General features: G+C 69.6%; 13 protein-coding genes. 2 read left to right on the plus strand and 11 right to left on the minus strand.

The annotated features are described in order from the left end of the window. Window positions 1-80: 80 nt before the first annotated feature. From infB to nusA, 3 genes are all read right to left on the minus strand, one after another. A complete protein-coding gene (gene infB / locus ACFXP5_RS12725; RefSeq protein WP_394544886.1) occupies window positions 81-2,912 on the minus strand; it encodes a translation initiation factor IF-2 in 2,832 nt (943 codons plus the stop codon). Between the two features lie 94 nt (window positions 2,913-3,006). Then, the gene (locus ACFXP5_RS12730) at window positions 3,007-3,258 is read right to left on the minus strand and encodes a YlxR family protein (RefSeq protein WP_394528785.1); all 252 of its coding nucleotides are present in this window, start codon (window positions 3,256-3,258) and stop codon (window positions 3,007-3,009) included. Window positions 3,259-3,298: 40 nt separating this feature from the next. After that, a complete protein-coding gene (gene nusA / locus ACFXP5_RS12735; protein ID WP_394528786.1) occupies window positions 3,299-4,288 on the minus strand; it encodes a transcription termination factor NusA in 990 nt (329 codons plus the stop codon). Window positions 4,289-4,412: 124 nt separating this feature from the next. Here nusA and ACFXP5_RS12740 point away from each other — a divergent pair, with 124 nt between their 5' ends. Next, a complete protein-coding gene (locus ACFXP5_RS12740; protein ID WP_394544887.1) occupies window positions 4,413-5,222 on the plus strand; it encodes a DUF1206 domain-containing protein in 810 nt (269 codons plus the stop codon). A 6-nt stretch (window positions 5,223-5,228) separates the two neighbouring features. On the opposite strand, the gene ACFXP5_RS12745 is transcribed toward ACFXP5_RS12740, so the two are convergent. The 7 genes from ACFXP5_RS12745 to ispG all read right to left on the minus strand — a co-directional run bounded on the left by ACFXP5_RS12745 (window position 5,229) and on the right by ispG (window position 12,649). Continuing rightward, a complete protein-coding gene (locus tag ACFXP5_RS12745) occupies window positions 5,229-6,050 on the minus strand; it encodes an aldo/keto reductase (RefSeq protein ID WP_394544888.1) in 822 nt (273 codons plus the stop codon). A 52-nt stretch (window positions 6,051-6,102) separates the two neighbouring features. Beyond that, the gene (locus tag ACFXP5_RS12750; RefSeq protein WP_394544889.1) at window positions 6,103-7,857 is read right to left on the minus strand and encodes a proline--tRNA ligase; all 1,755 of its coding nucleotides are present in this window, start codon (window positions 7,855-7,857) and stop codon (window positions 6,103-6,105) included. A 32-nt stretch (window positions 7,858-7,889) separates the two neighbouring features. Then, on the minus strand, window positions 7,890-9,098 hold the full coding sequence (locus ACFXP5_RS12755) for a hypothetical protein (protein WP_394544890.1): 1,209 nt from the start codon (window positions 9,096-9,098) through the stop codon (window positions 7,890-7,892). Further along, a complete protein-coding gene (locus tag ACFXP5_RS12760) occupies window positions 9,089-9,622 on the minus strand; it encodes an RNA polymerase sigma factor (protein ID WP_394528792.1) in 534 nt (177 codons plus the stop codon). The genes ACFXP5_RS12755 and ACFXP5_RS12760 overlap by 10 nt, the downstream gene beginning before the upstream one ends. Window positions 9,623-9,687: 65 nt before the next feature. Beyond that, complete coding sequence (locus ACFXP5_RS12765) at window positions 9,688-9,990, minus strand: hypothetical protein (protein WP_394544891.1); 303 nt, start codon at window positions 9,988-9,990, stop codon at window positions 9,688-9,690. Window positions 9,991-10,216: 226 nt separating this feature from the next. Beyond that, complete coding sequence (locus tag ACFXP5_RS12770) at window positions 10,217-11,422, minus strand: benzoate/H(+) symporter BenE family transporter (RefSeq protein WP_394544892.1); 1,206 nt, start codon at window positions 11,420-11,422, stop codon at window positions 10,217-10,219. 75 nt (window positions 11,423-11,497) lie between these two features. Next, window positions 11,498-12,649: a flavodoxin-dependent (E)-4-hydroxy-3-methylbut-2-enyl-diphosphate synthase gene (gene ispG / locus ACFXP5_RS12775; RefSeq protein WP_394528795.1), complete on the minus strand. Its 1,152-nt coding sequence runs from the start codon at window positions 12,647-12,649 to the stop codon at window positions 11,498-11,500. 181 nt (window positions 12,650-12,830) lie between these two features. Between ispG and ACFXP5_RS12780 the strand changes: the two genes are divergently transcribed. Further along, window positions 12,831-14,741: an anthranilate synthase family protein gene (locus tag ACFXP5_RS12780; protein ID WP_394544893.1), complete on the plus strand. Its 1,911-nt coding sequence runs from the start codon at window positions 12,831-12,833 to the stop codon at window positions 14,739-14,741. 7 nt (window positions 14,742-14,748) lie between these two features. Here the strand turns inward: ACFXP5_RS12780 and ACFXP5_RS12785 are convergent, their stop codons facing one another. Further along, on the minus strand, window positions 14,749-16,071 hold the full coding sequence (locus ACFXP5_RS12785; protein ID WP_394544894.1) for a M50 family metallopeptidase: 1,323 nt from the start codon (window positions 16,069-16,071) through the stop codon (window positions 14,749-14,751). Between the last annotated feature and the right edge of the window lie 69 nt (window positions 16,072-16,140).

The following is a 16,140-nucleotide window of genomic DNA, read 5'->3' on the forward strand; positions in this document are numbered from 1 at the left end:
GTCCCGACGGAGCAATCGGGGTAGGGGCCCCGCTCTTGCGGAGTCGGGACACCCTGAACCGGAGCCGGTAAGAGGGTGGCTCAGCCTCGCGGCTTCTCCACCATCTCGGTCGTCTCGATCTCGTCACCGATCTGGATGTCGTTGAACTTGCCGAGACCGATACCGGCCTCGAAGTCCGTCCGCACCTCGGTGACGTCGTCCTTGAAGCGGCGCAGCGACTCGATCGCGAGTCCGTCCGCGATGACGACGCCGTCGCGGATGACCCGCGCCTTGGCGTTGCGCGTGATCGTTCCCGATCGCACGATGACACCGGCGATGTTGCCGACCTTGGAGGAGCGGAACACCTCGCGGATCTCGGCGACACCCGACTGGACCTCTTCGAACTCCGGCTTGAGCAGGCCCTTGAGCGACTGCTCGACGTCGTCGATCGCGTTGTAGATGACCGAGTAGAACCGCGTGTCGACGCCCTCGCGGGCGGCGCGCTCACGGGCCTTCGTGTCGGGGCGGACGTTGAACCCGATGATGATCGCGTTGTCGATCGTCGCCAGGTTCACATCCGACTCGGTGATGGCACCGACGCCGCGGTGGATGATGCGCAGCTGCACGCTGTCGTCCACCTCGATCTTGAGCAACGACTCCTCGAGCGCCTCGACGGCACCCGACACGTCGCCCTTGATGATGAGGTTGAGCGACTCGACCTTGCCCTCCTGAAGAGCGCGGGTGAAGTCTTCGAGCGAGATGCGCTTGCGGGCCTTGGCCAGCTGGGCGTTGCGCTCGGCGGCTTCACGCTTCTCAGCGATCTGACGCGCGAGGCGGTCTTCCTCGGTCACGATGAAGGTGTCACCGGCGCGAGGCACCGAGTTGAGACCCTGCACCTGAACGGGGCGCGACGGCCACGCTTCGAGCACGGCGTCGCCGTTCTCGTCGGCCATGGCGCGAACGCGTCCGTACGCCGTACCGGCGACGATCGCGTCTCCGACCCGGAGCGTTCCGGACTGGATGAGCACCGTGGCGACCGAACCGCGACCCTTGTCGAGCTTCGCTTCGATCGCGACACCGCGGGCGGCCTTGTTCGGGTTCGCCGTGAGGTCGAGGCCCGCGTCGGCGGTGAGCAGCACCGCGTCCAGGAGGTCCTGGATGCCGATGTCGTTGCGCGCCGATACGTCGACGAACATGACGTCTCCGCCGTACTCCTCGGCGACCAGGCCGTACTCGGTGAGCTGCTGACGCACCTTCGCCGGGTTGGCATCCGCCTTGTCGATCTTGTTGACCGCGACCACGATCGGCACATTGGCCGCCTGGGCGTGGTTGAGGGCTTCCACCGTCTGGGGCATGATGCCGTCGTCGGCGGCGACCACGAGGATCGCGAGGTCGGTCACCTGGGCACCACGGGCTCGCATGGCGGTGAACGCCTCGTGACCCGGGGTGTCGATGAAGGTGATCGCGCGCTCGATGCCCTCGTGCTCGGTCCAGACCTGGTACGCACCGATGTGCTGCGTGATGCCACCGGCCTCGCCGGCGACCACGTTGGTCTTGCGGATCGCGTCGAGCAGTCGGGTCTTACCGTGGTCGACGTGACCCATGACCGTCACGACCGGCGGACGGATCTCGAGGTCGTCTTCGCTCTCGGCCTCGAGTTCAGCATCCAGGTCCAGGCCGAAGCCCTCGAGGAGCTCTTTGTCCTCGTCCTCGGGCGAGACCATCTGGATGTTGTAGCCGAGCTCGCCGCCGAGGACCTCGAAGGTGGCCTCGTCGAGCGATTCGGTCGCGGTCGCCATCTCACCCAGGTTGAACAGGATGGTGACGAGCGTGCCGGGCTGAACGGTGTAACCGGTCAGGGCCTCGATCTTGTCGGCGAAGTCGGAGATCGACGCGCCACGACGCATGCGGATGATCTCGCCGTTGCCCTTGGTGACGTTGACGCCACCGACGACGGGCGCTGACCGCATTTCGAATTCCTGGCGCTTGGCCCTACGGGACTTCCGCTGCTTCGACTTGCCGCCACCCTTACCGAAGGCACCTGCGGTACCTCCGCCGGGACCACGGCCACGACCGCCACCACCACCGGGGCGACCGGCGAAACCGCCGCCGCCCGGAGCGCCGGGAGCACCGCCGCCGGGGCGCTGGAAGCCGCCACCGGCGCCGCCGGGACGACCGGGACCGCCGGGACGCTGCTGGAACGGTGCGCCGCCCGGGCGACCTGCGCCACCGGGACGACCGGGACCGCCGGGACGCGGGGCACCCGGACGGGGTGCACCGGGACGCGGAGCCTGCGGGCGCGGGATGTTGCCGGGCGTCGGGCTCGGGCGCTGGCCCATGCCCTGAGCCGAAGCGAAGGGGTTGTTGCCGGGACGAGGACCAGCAGGACGCTGACCCATGCCCTGGCTCGAGGCGAACGGGTTGTTGCCCGGACGGGGTGCTGCGCCACCCGGACGCGGAGGCGCCGGAGTAGCGGCTGAGCCCGGCGCGGCCGCATCGGACGCGGGAGCGGCGGGGGCATCTGCTGCGGGAGCGGACGGCGCCGGGGTGGATGCTGCGGGAGCAGCGACCTCGGGCGTCGCGGGAGCGGCGGGCTCGGGCGCCGCCGGGGTCTCGGCGACCGGGGCCGCGGGGGCCGGCTTGGGCGCCGGGCCGGGGCGAGCCGCGGGGCCCGGGCGGGCTGCGGACGTCGCCGGGCGTGCCGGACCGGGGCGACCGGCCGGGCGCGACGGGGCGGAGCCGCCGGCGGCTGCGCCACCGGTGACGATGGAGCCGTCGGCCTCGAGGGCCGCGCGGAGCTTACGAGCTACCGGGGGCTCGATCGTCGAGGACGGGCTCTTGACGAACTCGCCGAGCTCCTTGAGCTTCGCGAGGGCGATCTTGCTGTCTACGCCGAGTTCGGAAGCGATCTCGTGTACGCGTGGTTTTGCCACAATTCTCCTGTTCGGGGGGCCTACCCCGGACAGGGCAGACCATTAGATGCGGACGGAGCTCATTTCGAGCCGTTCACTTTGAGTCCATAGCCGTTCAGCCTTTTCGCTGGAGGGATTCTTCGAAGGTCTGCGTATCAAGCGGGCCTGACACACGTAGTGCTCGTACGAAAGCGCGGCGCCGCAGCGCGGCGGTCACGCACTCGCTCGTCTCATGCACCCACGCGCCACGCCCTGGCAAGACGGCCCGGTCATCGCGGACGAGGACCGAATCTGCTGCCACCACCCTGAGGAGGGCGGAACGGGGTGCACGCGTGCGACATCCGACGCACGTTCGTACCGGTTCCATTCTACACCTCGGGCGCGTCGCGATTGGCGGACGGTTGCGCTCAGCTCTCTTCCATGACGCTGTCGGGCTGGATGTCGATCTTGGCGCCCGTGAGCTTTGCAGCGAGGCGGGCGTTCTGACCTTCCTTTCCGATGGCGAGGGAGAGCTGATAGTCGGGGACGAGGGCGCGCACCGCTTTGGTGGAGGCGTCGAGCACGAAGCTGGAGGTGACTTTGGCGGGCGACAGGGCGTTGCCGACGAAGGCCGCCAACTCCGGGTCGTAATCGATGATGTCGATCTTCTCGCCGCCGAGTTCCTCGGTCACCGCGCGCACCCGTCGCCCGAGTTCGCCGATGCAGGCGCCCTTGGCGTTGATCGACGGGTCGTTCGCCTTCACGGCCACCTTCGAGCGGTGTCCGGCTTCACGGGCCAGAGCGACGATCTCCACGAGACCCGACGCGATCTCGGGAACCTCGAGGGCGAAGAGCTTGCGGACGAGGCCCGGGTGGGTGCGCGAGACCGTGATCGACGGTCCCTTGGTGCCCTTCGACACCGACGTCACGTAAACGCGCAGTCGGGATCCGTGCGTGTAGCTCTCGCCGGGAACCTGCTCTTCGGGCGGGAGGATCGCCTCGATCGTGCCGAGGTCGACGTGCACCATGCGCGGGTTCGGACCCTGCTGCACGACGCCGGCGACGATGTCGCCTTCCTTGCCCTTGAACTCCCCCAGCACCGCGTCGTCCGCGATGTCGCGGAGTCGCTGGCTGATGACCTGCTTCGCGGCGAAGGCGGCGATGCGCCCGAAGTCCTCCGGCTGCTGCTCCTCTTCGCCGATGACCACGTCCTCGTCGTCGAGGAGCGCGGTGTAGATCGAGACATGACCGGTCTTGCGATCCAGTTCGACGCGCGCGCCCTGGGGCATTTCTCCGGTGTCGGAGACGTGTCGGGCGTAGGCGGTCAGAATCGCCTGCTCGATGATGCGGATCAGTTCGTCGAAGGGGATTTCCTTCTCGCGTTCGACCGTCTTCAACAGTCCGAGATCGATATCCATCGTCACCCTCCGTATTCAGCTCTGGCCGGCGCGTACGCGCGTCGGCATTCCCCCTACGTTACCGGACGCCCGACGGGGCGGCGAGGTGCGCCATGGCGCCCCGGGCACCCGTTAGCGTGGCGGGATGCCGTCGTCCCCCCGATCCGCTGCCCGCTCCGCCACGTCCTCTCGTCGCCTTCTCGTCCTCGCTCGCGTCGGCTTCGTCGCCAACGGCGTCGTGCACATCCTGCTCGGGACCATCGTGCTCGCCGTGGCCTTCGGGGGCGGCGGTCAACCCGATCAGGCCGGCGCGTTCGAGGCGCTCGCCTCGGCACCGTTCGGCGCCGTCGCGCTGTGGGCCTGCGCGATCGGACTCTGGGCCCTCGGCCTCTGGCGCGCACTGCAGGCCCTCGCCTCCCGTGGCTCCGACACCGGCGATCGGCTGAAGTCCGCCGCGAGCAACGGCGGTCAAGCGATCGCGTACTTCGCGGTCGGCGGGGTCGCGGCATCCGTCGCCCTCGGCGCGCGTCCGCAGAGCGAGCAGAACGCTCAGAACGCGAGCGGAAGCGTGCTGGCACTCCCCGGCGGACAGGTGCTGCTCGGTATCGTCGCCGCTGTGATCGGAGCGATCGGGATCGCGTTCGTCGTGATGGGGCTGCGCCGGTCGTTCCGCAAGAAGGTCACCACTCCCCGGGGCAGCGCCGGTACCGCGTTCGTGGCGCTCGGCGCGATCGGCTACGTCGCGAAGGGCATCGCCCTCGCCACCGTCGGGGTACTGATCATGACGGCGGCCGTCACGGTCGACCCTTCGGCGGCGGGCGGTCTGGACGGTGCTGTCAGCGCCCTGCTCGCCGCCCCCGCGGGCCGCTGGATCGGCGCGGCCGTGGGGATCGGGTTCATCGCGTACGGGATCTTCACGGTCATCCGCGCTCGCTACGCGCGGATCGACGGCTGAGTCCGCTCAGTCGAGGTCGGGGTCGCGCCCGGTGCGCTCGCCCGTCTCCAGACGCGCGATGGCTTCGTCGTCCGACGCGTCGAGCGAGAAATCGAACACGTCGCCGTTCTCGCGCAGGCGTGCGGGAGACGTGGACTTCGGAAACAGCACGATCCCCCGATCGAGGTGCCAGCGGATCACGACCTGGGCGGGCGTCTTGCCGTAGCGGGCACCGATGCGCCGCAGCACGGGTTCATCGAGCAACCCACCGCGTGCGAGCGGAGCCCACGCCTCGGTGACGATGCCATGAGCGGTGTCCCACTGCTGCAGGTGGCGCTGGGGAAACCGGGGGTGCAACTCGACCTGGTTGACCACCGGGGTGACCCCGGTTTCCGCGACGAGGCGGTCGATGTGGTGCGGGAGGAAATTGCTCACCCCGATCGAGCGGGCGCGGCCGTCCTCGTTCAGACGGATGAGGGCTCGCCAGGTCTGGAGGTAGCGGTCCTGGCTCGGGATCGGCCAGTGGATGAGGTAGAGATCGACCTCGTCCATCCCGAGGTGCGACAGGCTCGCATCGAACGCGCGCAGCGTCTCGTCGTAGCCCTGATCCTCGTTCCACACCTTGGTGGTCACGAAGACGTCGTCTCGGTCGAGGCCGCTCGCGCGGATCCCCTCCCCCACCTCCCGCTCGTTGCCGTAGAGGGCGGCGGTGTCGACGTGACGGTACCCGTCGGCGAGCGCCCCTGCGACCAGATCGGCGGTGACGTCGGCCGGCACCTTGTAGGTACCGACACCGAGCTGAGGGATGCTGCGACCGTCCGCGAGCGGAAGACGAGGAGCCGTGAACATCCACCCACGCTACCTCCGAGAGGCGCTGCGCGGGCGGAGACCCGGCGCCGCGTCAGGCGGTCAGGCGCGCGACCGCTTCGGCGGCGGGTACGACCTCGCGGTCACCGGTGCGGCGATCCCAGAGCTCGACCTCGCCCGTGGCGGCGCCCCGTCCGACGATGACGATCTGCGGCACCCCGACCAGCTCGGCGTCGCCGAACTTGACGCCGGGCGAGACCTTGGGTCGATCGTCGTAGAGCACGTCGAGACCGGCCGCGTCGAGATCGGCCGACAGCGTCTCCGCCAGCTCGAAGGCGGCAGCATCCCGCCCCGTCGCTACGACGTGGACGTCGAACGGCGCCACCGACGCGGGCCAGATGAGTCCCTTGTCGTCGTTGTTGAGTTCGGCGATGTTCGCGAGGATGCGCGTGACGCCGATCCCGTAGGAGCCCATCGTGACCGTGACGAGCTTGCCGTTCTCATCGAGCACCTTGAGTCCGAGCGCCTCGGCGTACTTGCGACCGAGCTGGAAGACGTGTCCGATCTCCATGCCACGGGCGAGCGTCACCGGACCCGAGCCGTCGGGCGCCGGGTCGCCTTCGCGCACCGTGGCGACCTCCACGAAGCCGTCGGCCGCGAAATCACGCCCGGCGACCAGCGAATGCACGTGCTTGTCGTCGGCGTTCGCGCCGGTGATCCAGGAGGTGCCGTCGACGACGCGGGGATCCAGGAAGTAGCGGATGCTGGTGGCGGACTCTTCTCCGAGGATCGCGCCGGTCTCCGACCACGGTCCGATGTAGCCCTTGACCAGCAGCGGGTGGCTCTCGAAGTCCTCCGTGGTGGCTGGCTCCACGGCCGCGGGGGCGAAAGCGACCTCGACGCGCTTGTCGTCGACGTCACGATCGCCGGGGAGACCGACCACGACGACCTCGCGTGAGCCGTCGAGGTGGGTCAGGGCGAGCACGACGTTCTTGAGGGTGTCGGCCGCGGTGTACTCACCGTCGAGCACCGCGTTCGCGTGATCGACGAGCGTCTGGATCGTCGGCGTGTCCGGCGAATCGAAGATCACCGGGGCCGGAAGGCCGTCGTACGCGATGGTGTCGGGCACGACGGTGGTGAAGGCCTCGACGTTCGCGGCGTAGCCGCCCTCCGAACGCACGAAGGTGTCTTCGCCGATCACCGTCGGGTGCAGGAACTCCTCCGACTTCGACCCGCCCATCGCCCCCGCGTCGGCGGCGACGATGACGTATTCGAGTCCGAGTCGCTGGAAGATGCGCTCGTAGGCATCCCGCTGCGCCTGGTACGAAGCATCCAGCCCCGCGTCGGTCGCGTCGAACGAGTACGCGTCCTTCATCGTGAATTCGCGGCCGCGCAGGAGGCCCGCGCGCGGGCGTGCCTCGTCGCGGTACTTGTCCTGGATCTGGTAGATCGTGAGCGGCAGGTCCTTGTACGAGGAGTACAGGTCCTTCACCAGCAGGGTGAAGACCTCTTCGTGGGTGGGGGCGAGCAGGTAGTCGGCGCCCTTGCGGTCCTGCAGGCGGAACATGCCGTCGCCGTACTCCTCCCACCGGCCGGTGAGCTCGTACGGCTCGCGCGGCAGCAGCGCCGGGAAGTGCACCTCGTAGGCGCCCGCGTTCGCCATCTCTTCGCGGATGACGTTCTCGATCTTGGCCTTCACCCGCAGGCCCAGCGGCAGCCAGGCGAAGATGCCCGGCGCCTGGCGCCGGATGTACCCGGCGCGCACGAGCAGTCGATGGCTGGGGACCTCGGCGTCAGCCGGGTCTTCGCGGAGCGTACGGAGGAAGAAGTGCGACAGACGTGTGACCACGGTCCGAGTTTACGGGCGACGGATGCTGGCGCTCACCGCGCGTTCAGGTCGTCGAGGAGAGCGGCAGCGAGATCGCGAGCAGCCTGCTCGTCCGCTGCGCCCGCGAAGTGCACGGTCAACCGATTGGGTCCAGAGACAGCCACCACGGTGAAGCTGTCGAGGGACTCGGCATTCTGGTAGATCCAGCCCTCCTCCGCCCCGACAACGTCTGCTGGTCGGAACTCTGTCGCCGCAACCTCATCCGTGGTGGGGGCACCAATGCCGGGTTGTTCGTAGATCTCCACGATGACACTGTCCTGCCCGGCGTAGCCGTACCAGGAACACCAGTCCATGACTCCCGCGTCCACGAGCGTCTCCCAGTCCATCCCCTCGGGAATAGCGTCGCCGGGAAATCCCGTCTCGAGTGCGACCGGGACATTCGCCGAGACAGTCCCATCGAGCGACGAGCATGGCGGAACCGTCCACCACCCGGCCTCGCGCGACGCTGCCTGCGCGGTCTCGCCCAACGTGTTTGCTGCCACGGCGTCGATCATTGCGTTCAGCCGGGTTGCGAGCCCCGTCCGCTCGTCCTCGGTCATCTCCGTCTCAGCGCTCACCGACCGACTGAGACCAGCGCCGATCCAGAAGTCGGCAACGAAACGACCCGTCTCGCAGACGTAGAACGCTCCGCGACAGGTCGTGTCCGTCCACTTGTCCGCGATCTCCGGGGTGATGACCGCAGCGGGGAAGACGCTCACCGCTGCGTACCCGAGCTCGGGGTCGTCGGACGGCCACGAGCAGGTCACCCCGCCGAGAAGGGCAGCTGAGGCGGCGTGGTTGGTGAGATCCCACAAGTAAGGCATCGCTTGCCCCTCATCCGCCTCGAGCCCGGATTGATCCAGCCCGGTCACCTGGCCGCAGTCGCCACCGAACGGCAGTACTGCGGGGACGGGGGCCGGCTCCGTGAGGGTCGGCGTCGGGGTGGGCCTCGGGGAGCTCGTCGTGGACGACGTCGCGCTCGGCGTCGCGCTCGGAGTCGGTGTGGGAGTCGCGACGGGCTCACTCTCGTTGCCCAGTCGGAGGAAGTTCGCTGCTCCGATCGCGCCGACCGACAGCGCCGCAACCACCGCAACGGCGACCGTTGTGGAGACGATCGCGCGGCGGTGGGCACCGGCGGGCTTGATGCGTCGCGCGCCCAGGACCAATCGCTGCCGAAGTTCGTCCTGCTCCCCCGGGGAGAGCTGGTCATCGTTCACGCCCATGACGCCTCCAAGGAAGTGATCTCGTCGCGCAGTTTCGCCTTGGCGCGCGCGAGGCGGGACTTCACGGTCCCGACGGGAATGCCGAGGGCTTCGGCGGCGTCACGCTCGGGGTATCCCTCGAGCACGGTGAGGACGATCACGCTCTGCTCCTTCGCGGGCAGCCGCTTGAGGGCGGCGAGGATGCCGCTCTCGTCGTAGCCGCCGGGGTGGTGCTCCTCCCGCACGGGGGCACGGTCGAGGAGGGCGGCGTACCGACGTCCGGAGCGCTCCACGTTGCGCGCGCTGAACGCCACGGTGTTGAGCAGCCACGGGAGGGGCGACCCGTCGACGAGCCGTACCGTCGCGCGCTTGCGCCACAGTTCGAAGAACGCGATGGTCACCGCATCCTTCGCATCCTCCCGCGATGTGAGCAGGCGCCGTGCATGGCGGAACAGCCGCGCCTCGTGCCGGTCGAACAGGGCGGCGAGGGCGGCATCGTCTCCATCGCGGACTCTCGTCCACAACGCGGCGTCGTCTGTATCCACACTCTGTAGTGTCCGCGATCGGGCAAAAGGTTCATCCCACCGCCACGGACGATTTCACGCAGTGGTCAGGTCACCGGACCGAAGCCCCGTTGCCACGGCGCGCCGACCCGCGAGCGCGTCGCCCACTCGCCTTCGGCGATCACGCCGACGATCCCCATCGCCGGGTCGCGCCCGACGAAATGCGAGGGGTGAGCCATCGCCCAGTCCTCGATCTCGGGGAACCGGTGGTCCGTGCCCCCGCACGTGAGCACGATGTCACCCTTGCTGTTGGCGACCAGGAGGACGGGCCGCTCGTCGTTCAGGACGTGGGTGCAGACCACGCCGAGTTTCTCTGCCTGGGGTTTGCCTGCCTGAGGTTTCGCTGCCATGGCACGAAGGTAGGGACCCTCGCGTCCGGCCCAACGGGCCTGGCCCCGACCCGTGGAGAACTCCCGCGCACCGGCGCTTGGGGAGGAGCCGGCGCGGCGTGGTCGGGCGTGCTGCGTCTGCACGGCCGACCCGGCCGGCCCTGCCTCACCCGCCCCTCTCGTGCACACCAGCCCCACCGGTCGTGCAAACGTCGCACCACCCACGCCGCGGCGGCGAGAGTGCGGGTCAGCGGCGTCCGAGGTGGAGGACGGCGCGCACGACGAGGCCGGCGGCGAGCGCCCAGAACGCGGCGCTGATGCCGAAGACGGCGATCCCCGACGCCGCCACGAGGAACGTCACGACCGCGGGCAGCCGCTCGCCCGGGTCATCGATCGCCTGCTGGATGGCCGAGCCGAAGGCGCCGAACAGCGCCAGCCCGGCGACCGCCGCGATCACGCCGAACGGGGCGAGAAGCACGAGAGCGGCGAACGCGGCCGAGAGGGCGCCGAGCACGAGATAGGTCGACCCGGCCGAGACGCCCGACACCCAGCGGCGTTTCGGATCGGGGTGCGCGTCGGGCCCGGCGGCGATGGCCGCGCTGATCGCGCCGAGGTTCATCGCGTGGCCCCCTGCCGTCGCCGCGACCGCGGTGCCCAGGCCCGTGACGAGCATCGCCGGGCGCCACGGGATCTCGTAGCCGAAACTGCGCATCACGGCGACGCCCGGCACGTTCTGCGAGGCCATCGTGACGACGAACAGGGGCAGGCCGATCCCGATCACCGCACCCAGCGTGAACGTCGGAGCGGTCAGCTCGATACGCGGCAGCAGCGCGGCCGCATCCGTGCCCGCACCCGTGCGGGCGAGCTCGATCGCGACCACGACAGTGGCTGCCAGGAATGCCAGCGGCACGGCCCAGCGGGGCAGCAGGCGGGAGAAGACGAGCCACACCAGGATGACGGGCGCCACGTCCCAGGGGTTGGCGACGAGACCCGTGAACGGTGCGACGCACAGCGGCAGCAGCACTCCGGCGAGCATCGCCTGGGCGATCGAGGGCGGAATCCGCGCGATGAGCGCGCCGATGGGCGGGAAGAGCGCGGTGAGCAGGATGAGCACGGCCGCGACCAGGAATCCTCCGACGGCGGCGGGCCACCCGCCTTCGACCGCGCCGGTGGCTGCGAGCAGTGCGACACCGGGGGTCGACCAGGCGACGGTGATCGGCATGCGGTAGCGCGACGCCAGCACGATGCACCCGATGCCCACGGTGAGCGTGATGGCGAGCAGCCCGCTCGCAGCCTGGCCCGGTGTCGCACCGACCGCCCGAAGGCCCGTGAGAACGACCGCGAAGGTGCTGGTGAATCCGACCAGGGCGGTGACCACCCCGGCGATGATCGGACGCGAGAGCGACACCGACGCGGGTGGGGCGGAGGGCACGGGCGACGGCGCATCGGGCATGGTCCCGAACGCTATCGCACCTCACCACCCGCTCGAGTGCACGACGTGCATTCGCGCTCGAGGAGAGCGACCGTGTTACGCGGTGATGACCTGGGCGGTGCCGAGGGCGGCGTCGGGGCCCATCTCGTCGGCCAAGCGGTTGGCCTCCTCGATGAGCGTCGCGACGATCTCCGACTCGGGCACGGTCTTGATGACCTGGCCCTTGACGAAGATCTGCCCCTTGCCGTTGCCGGAGGCGACACCCAGGTCGGCCTCGCGAGCCTCACCGGGGCCGTTGACGACGCAGCCCATGACGGCCACGCGCAGCGGCACGGTCATGTCCTTGAGACCCTCGGTGACGTCGTCGGCGAGCGTGTAGACATCGACCTGCGCGCGGCCGCACGACGGGCACGACACGATCTCGAGCTTGCGCTCACGCAGGTTCAGCGACTGCAGGATCTGGTGGCCGACCTTGACCTCTTCGGCCGGCGGCGCGGAGAGGGAGACGCGGATGGTGTCGCCGATGCCTTCGGAGAGAAGGATGCCGAACGCCGTCGCCGATTTGATGGTGCCCTGGAACGCCGGGCCCGCCTCGGTGACGCCGAGGTGCAGCGGCCAGTCGCCCATCTGGGCGAGCAGACGGTAGGCCTTGACCATGATCACGGGGTCGTTGTGCTTGACCGAGATCTTGAAGTCGTGGAAGTCGTGCTCCTCGAAGAGGCTGGCCTCCCAGCGCGCGCTCTCGGCGAGCGCTTCCGGTGTCGCCTTGCCGTACTTCTCGAGCAGTCGAGGGTCGAGCGATCCGGCGTTCACACCGATGCGCAGCGACACCCCCGCGGCCTTCGCGGCAGCGGCGATCGAGCCGACCTGGTCGTCGAACTTGCGGATGTTGCCGGGGTTGACGCGAACGGCCGCGCACCCGGCGTCGATCGCCTGGAACACGTACTTCGGCTGGAAGTGAATGTCCGCGATGACCGGGATCTGGCTCTTCTTCGCGATGATGTGCAGAACGTCGGCGTCGTCCTGGGACGGCACGGCGACGCGCACGATCTCGCAACCGGAGGCGGTCAGCTCGGCGATCTGCTGGAGGGTCGCGTTGATGTTCGTCGTCGGGGTCGTGGTCATCGACTGGACGCTCACCGGGGCATTGCCACCGACGAGGACCTTTCCGACCTTGATCTGACGGCTCTTACGCCGGGGCGCAAGTACTTCGGGGATGCGGGGCATCCCGATATTGACTGCGGGCACGTCTCCACACTACGCCGGGCAGTCTGCGAGGAGGCCCGAAACGGGGTGTGGTAACTTCGGCCCATGTCCGCGAACCTCTCCTGGTGGCCCACCCTCTAGGCGGTGGCGTTCGCGCTTTCAGACCGTCCCCCGAGGGCGGTCTTCTTCGTTGGGCGACCGCCCCTCCAACGAAAGACCCCTCATGACCGGCCCTTCCCCCCTCACCCGCCTGCGAGAACTCGCTGCCGGCACCGAGCCGTTCGCGCTGATCGCCCGTGACGGCTCGCATGTCGAGATCCTCACCGGGGACATCGTCGATGTGGACCTCCTCGCCGACATTCCGCTCACCGACGCGGCAGGAGTCGACCGCGAAGTGCTCGCCCTCGTGCCCTTCCGCCAGGTGCGCGAGCGCGGCTTCGCGTGCCACGACGACGGTGCACCCCTGCGGTGCCTCGTCGTCGAGGAGCACCTGACGGTCGGACGCGAGGAGGTGCTCGCCGCTCTCCCCTCGGCGCCCGTCTCGCTGGCGGATGCCGGGTTCGACATCTCCGACGAGGACTACGCCGACATCGTCCGCCGCGTGATCGCCGACGAGATCGGCCGCGGCGAAGGAGCGAACTTCGTCATCCGCCGCGACTTCACCGCCCGCGTCGCGGAGGACGAGCGGACGGCTGCGCTGACCTGGTTCCGAGCGCTGCTCGAGCACGAACGCGGTGCCTATTGGACCTTCGCCGTGATCACCCCCGGTCTCGTCGCCGTCGGCGCCAGCCCCGAGGCCCACGTGAGCGCCCAGGGCGGCGTGGTGACGATGAACCCGATCTCGGGGACCTTCCGACACCCCGCGGGCGGGGCGACGGCGGCCACCTTGACGAGCTTCCTCGAATCGACCAAGGAGACCGAGGAACTCTTCATGGTCGTCGACGAGGAACTCAAGATGATGAGCGCGGTCTGCTCCGATGGCGGCCGCATCACCGGGCCCCACCTCAAGGAGATGTCCCGACTCACCCACACCGAGTACGTCCTGCGCGGGCGGAGCACGCTCGACCCGCGCGACATCCTCCGCGAGACGATGTTCGCGCCCACGGTCACCGGATCCCCCATGCAGAACGCTTGCACGGTCATCCGTCGGCACGAGCGTGCCCCGCGCGGCTACTACTCCGGCGTCGCGGCCCTCTTCACCCCGGTGAGTACGCCGAGCGCGGCCGGCCCCTCCCACGACCTCGACGCGCCCATCCTCATCCGCACGGCCTACCTGGTCGACGGGATGCTGCGGGTTCCGGTCGGTGCGACGCTCGTGCGTCATTCCGACCCCGACGGCGAGGTCGGCGAGACGCACGGCAAGGCGGCCGGGATCCTCGGGGCGATCGGAGCGATCCCGCGCGACACCGCAGCATCCGCCCCGCCCGTCGACCCCGATGCGCCGACGCCCGAGCGCCCCGCGCTGGGCGACGACCCCGAGATCGCCGCGCTGCTCACCTCGCGCAACGCCCGCCTCGCGCCCTTCTGGATGAATCCGCAGGACCCCGACGGCTCGGGCCCGTTCGCCGGGCGCACCGCCGTCGTCGTGGATGCCGAAGACCGGTTCACCACGATGCTCGCCCACCAGCTGCGCCACCTCGGGCTGAGCGTGAGCATCGCCCCGTGGTCGGAGATCACCGACGCGCAGGCCGATCAGGCTGAGCTGATCATCGCCGGGCCGGGTCCGGGCGATCCGCGCGACGAGACGAACGACCGGATCCGCCGCATGCGCGAGGTGGTGGCGCGACGGCGCGAGAGCGGCGGCCCGCTCCTGGCGGTGTGCCTGAGCCACCAGATCCTCGCGGACGGGCTGGGCCTCGACCTCGCCCCGCTCGAGCGGCCGCACCAGGGGCTGCAGAAAACCGTCGACGTCTTCGGCGAGCTCGCCTCGATCGGCTTCTACAACACCTTCACCGCTCGCATCCCCGCGGGCGGCGCCGGGGCTGTCGACGCCGAGATCGCGTCGGACGCTGCGGGCGACGTCTACGCCCTGCGGGGCCCGGGCTTCGCCTCGGTGCAGGGGCACCTCGAATCGATCCTCTCGCGCGACGGCTTGCGCACGCTCGAACGTCTCGTCGGCCACGCCCTGGCCTGAGGACGGCTCAGAGGATCGAGACCGGGTTGAACAGGTCGGCGAGGATTAGGATGCCGCCCATCCCGACCAGCAGGATCACCACGACGAAGGTCACCGGCACGAGCTTGGTCGCGTCGACCGGCCGCGCCACGCGCCCCGCGAGCTTCGCCCACATCCGCTTGATGCCGTCCCACAACGCCACGACCACGTGGCCGCCGTCGAGGGGCAGCAGCGGGATGAGGTTGAATACGAACAGGGCGATGTTCAACGAGGCGAGCAGCCCGAGCAGTCCGGCGACACGGTCCATCACCGGCGCATCGGTCGCTGCGACCTCGCCCGCCAGACGTCCGGCGCCGACCACGCTCAGCGGCCCGTTCGGGTCGCGCTCCGCGCCGGTGAAGAGATCGACCGCGGTGTCGTAGACGCGCACCGGCAGTTGGGTCATGATGCCGGCGACCGCGCCGACGTTGTCGGCCGCAGCTTGGGGTCCGGCCCAGAGGGGCTGGGGCACGAGCGCCACCTGCGAGCGCACGCCCGCAAAACCGACCTCTTCCGTCTGCACGGCGCCGTCGGCATCGGTGACCTCTCGGCCGAGGTCGTCGGTGACGGCGCGTGTGGTGAGCGCGGGGGTGAGCGACAGCGTCTGCTCCTCGCCACCGCGCGAGATGACGAGCGGCAGCGCCTGGCCCGGGGATTCCTGGATGATCGCGCTCGCCTCGGCGAAGGTGGCGACGGGGGTGCCGTCGACCGAGACGATCACGTCGCCCGGGAGCACGCCGGCCTCGGCGGCGGGGGCCGCGGGATCGGTGGGCGTGCAGTCGGTGCGGCCGGCGTCGGCGGGGATCACGCACTCACTGACCGAGGCGACGGTGGTCGTGGCGGTCTGCACGCCGATGCCGCTGAAGAGCAGGGTGAACAGCACCACGGCGAGGAGCAGGTTCATCACCGGGCCACCCAGCATGATGATCACGCGCTTGTAGACCGGCAGTTTGTAGAAGACGCGGTCGTCGGCGCCGGCCAGCGTCTCGTCGTTCGCGGCGCGGGCGTCCTGCACCATGGTGGCGAACAGCCGCCGCACTCGTCCCGGACCCTTTCCTGCGGTCTCCGCGGGCGAGGGCGGGTACATCCCCGCCATCGAGATGTAACCGCCGAGCGGGATCGCCTTGACGCCGTACTCGGTGTCGCCGATCTTGCGCGACCACAGCGTCGGACCGAAACCGACCATGTATTGCCCGACGCGCACGCCGAAGAGCTTCGCGGGCACGAGGTGCCCGATCTCGTGCAGCGCGATCGAGACGGCGAGGCCGACGACGAGCAGCACGACTCCGATGAGGAAGGCGAGGGCGGTCACAGCGACACGGTACCCCTGCCCGTCTTTGAATCGGCCGTGCACGGGCGTGCCCGACGGCAGGGCTGTGCC

This window comes from Microbacterium hanjuni (assembly GCF_043556395.1).
In the GTDB taxonomy this organism is placed as follows: Bacteria; Actinomycetota; Actinomycetes; order Actinomycetales; family Microbacteriaceae; genus Microbacterium.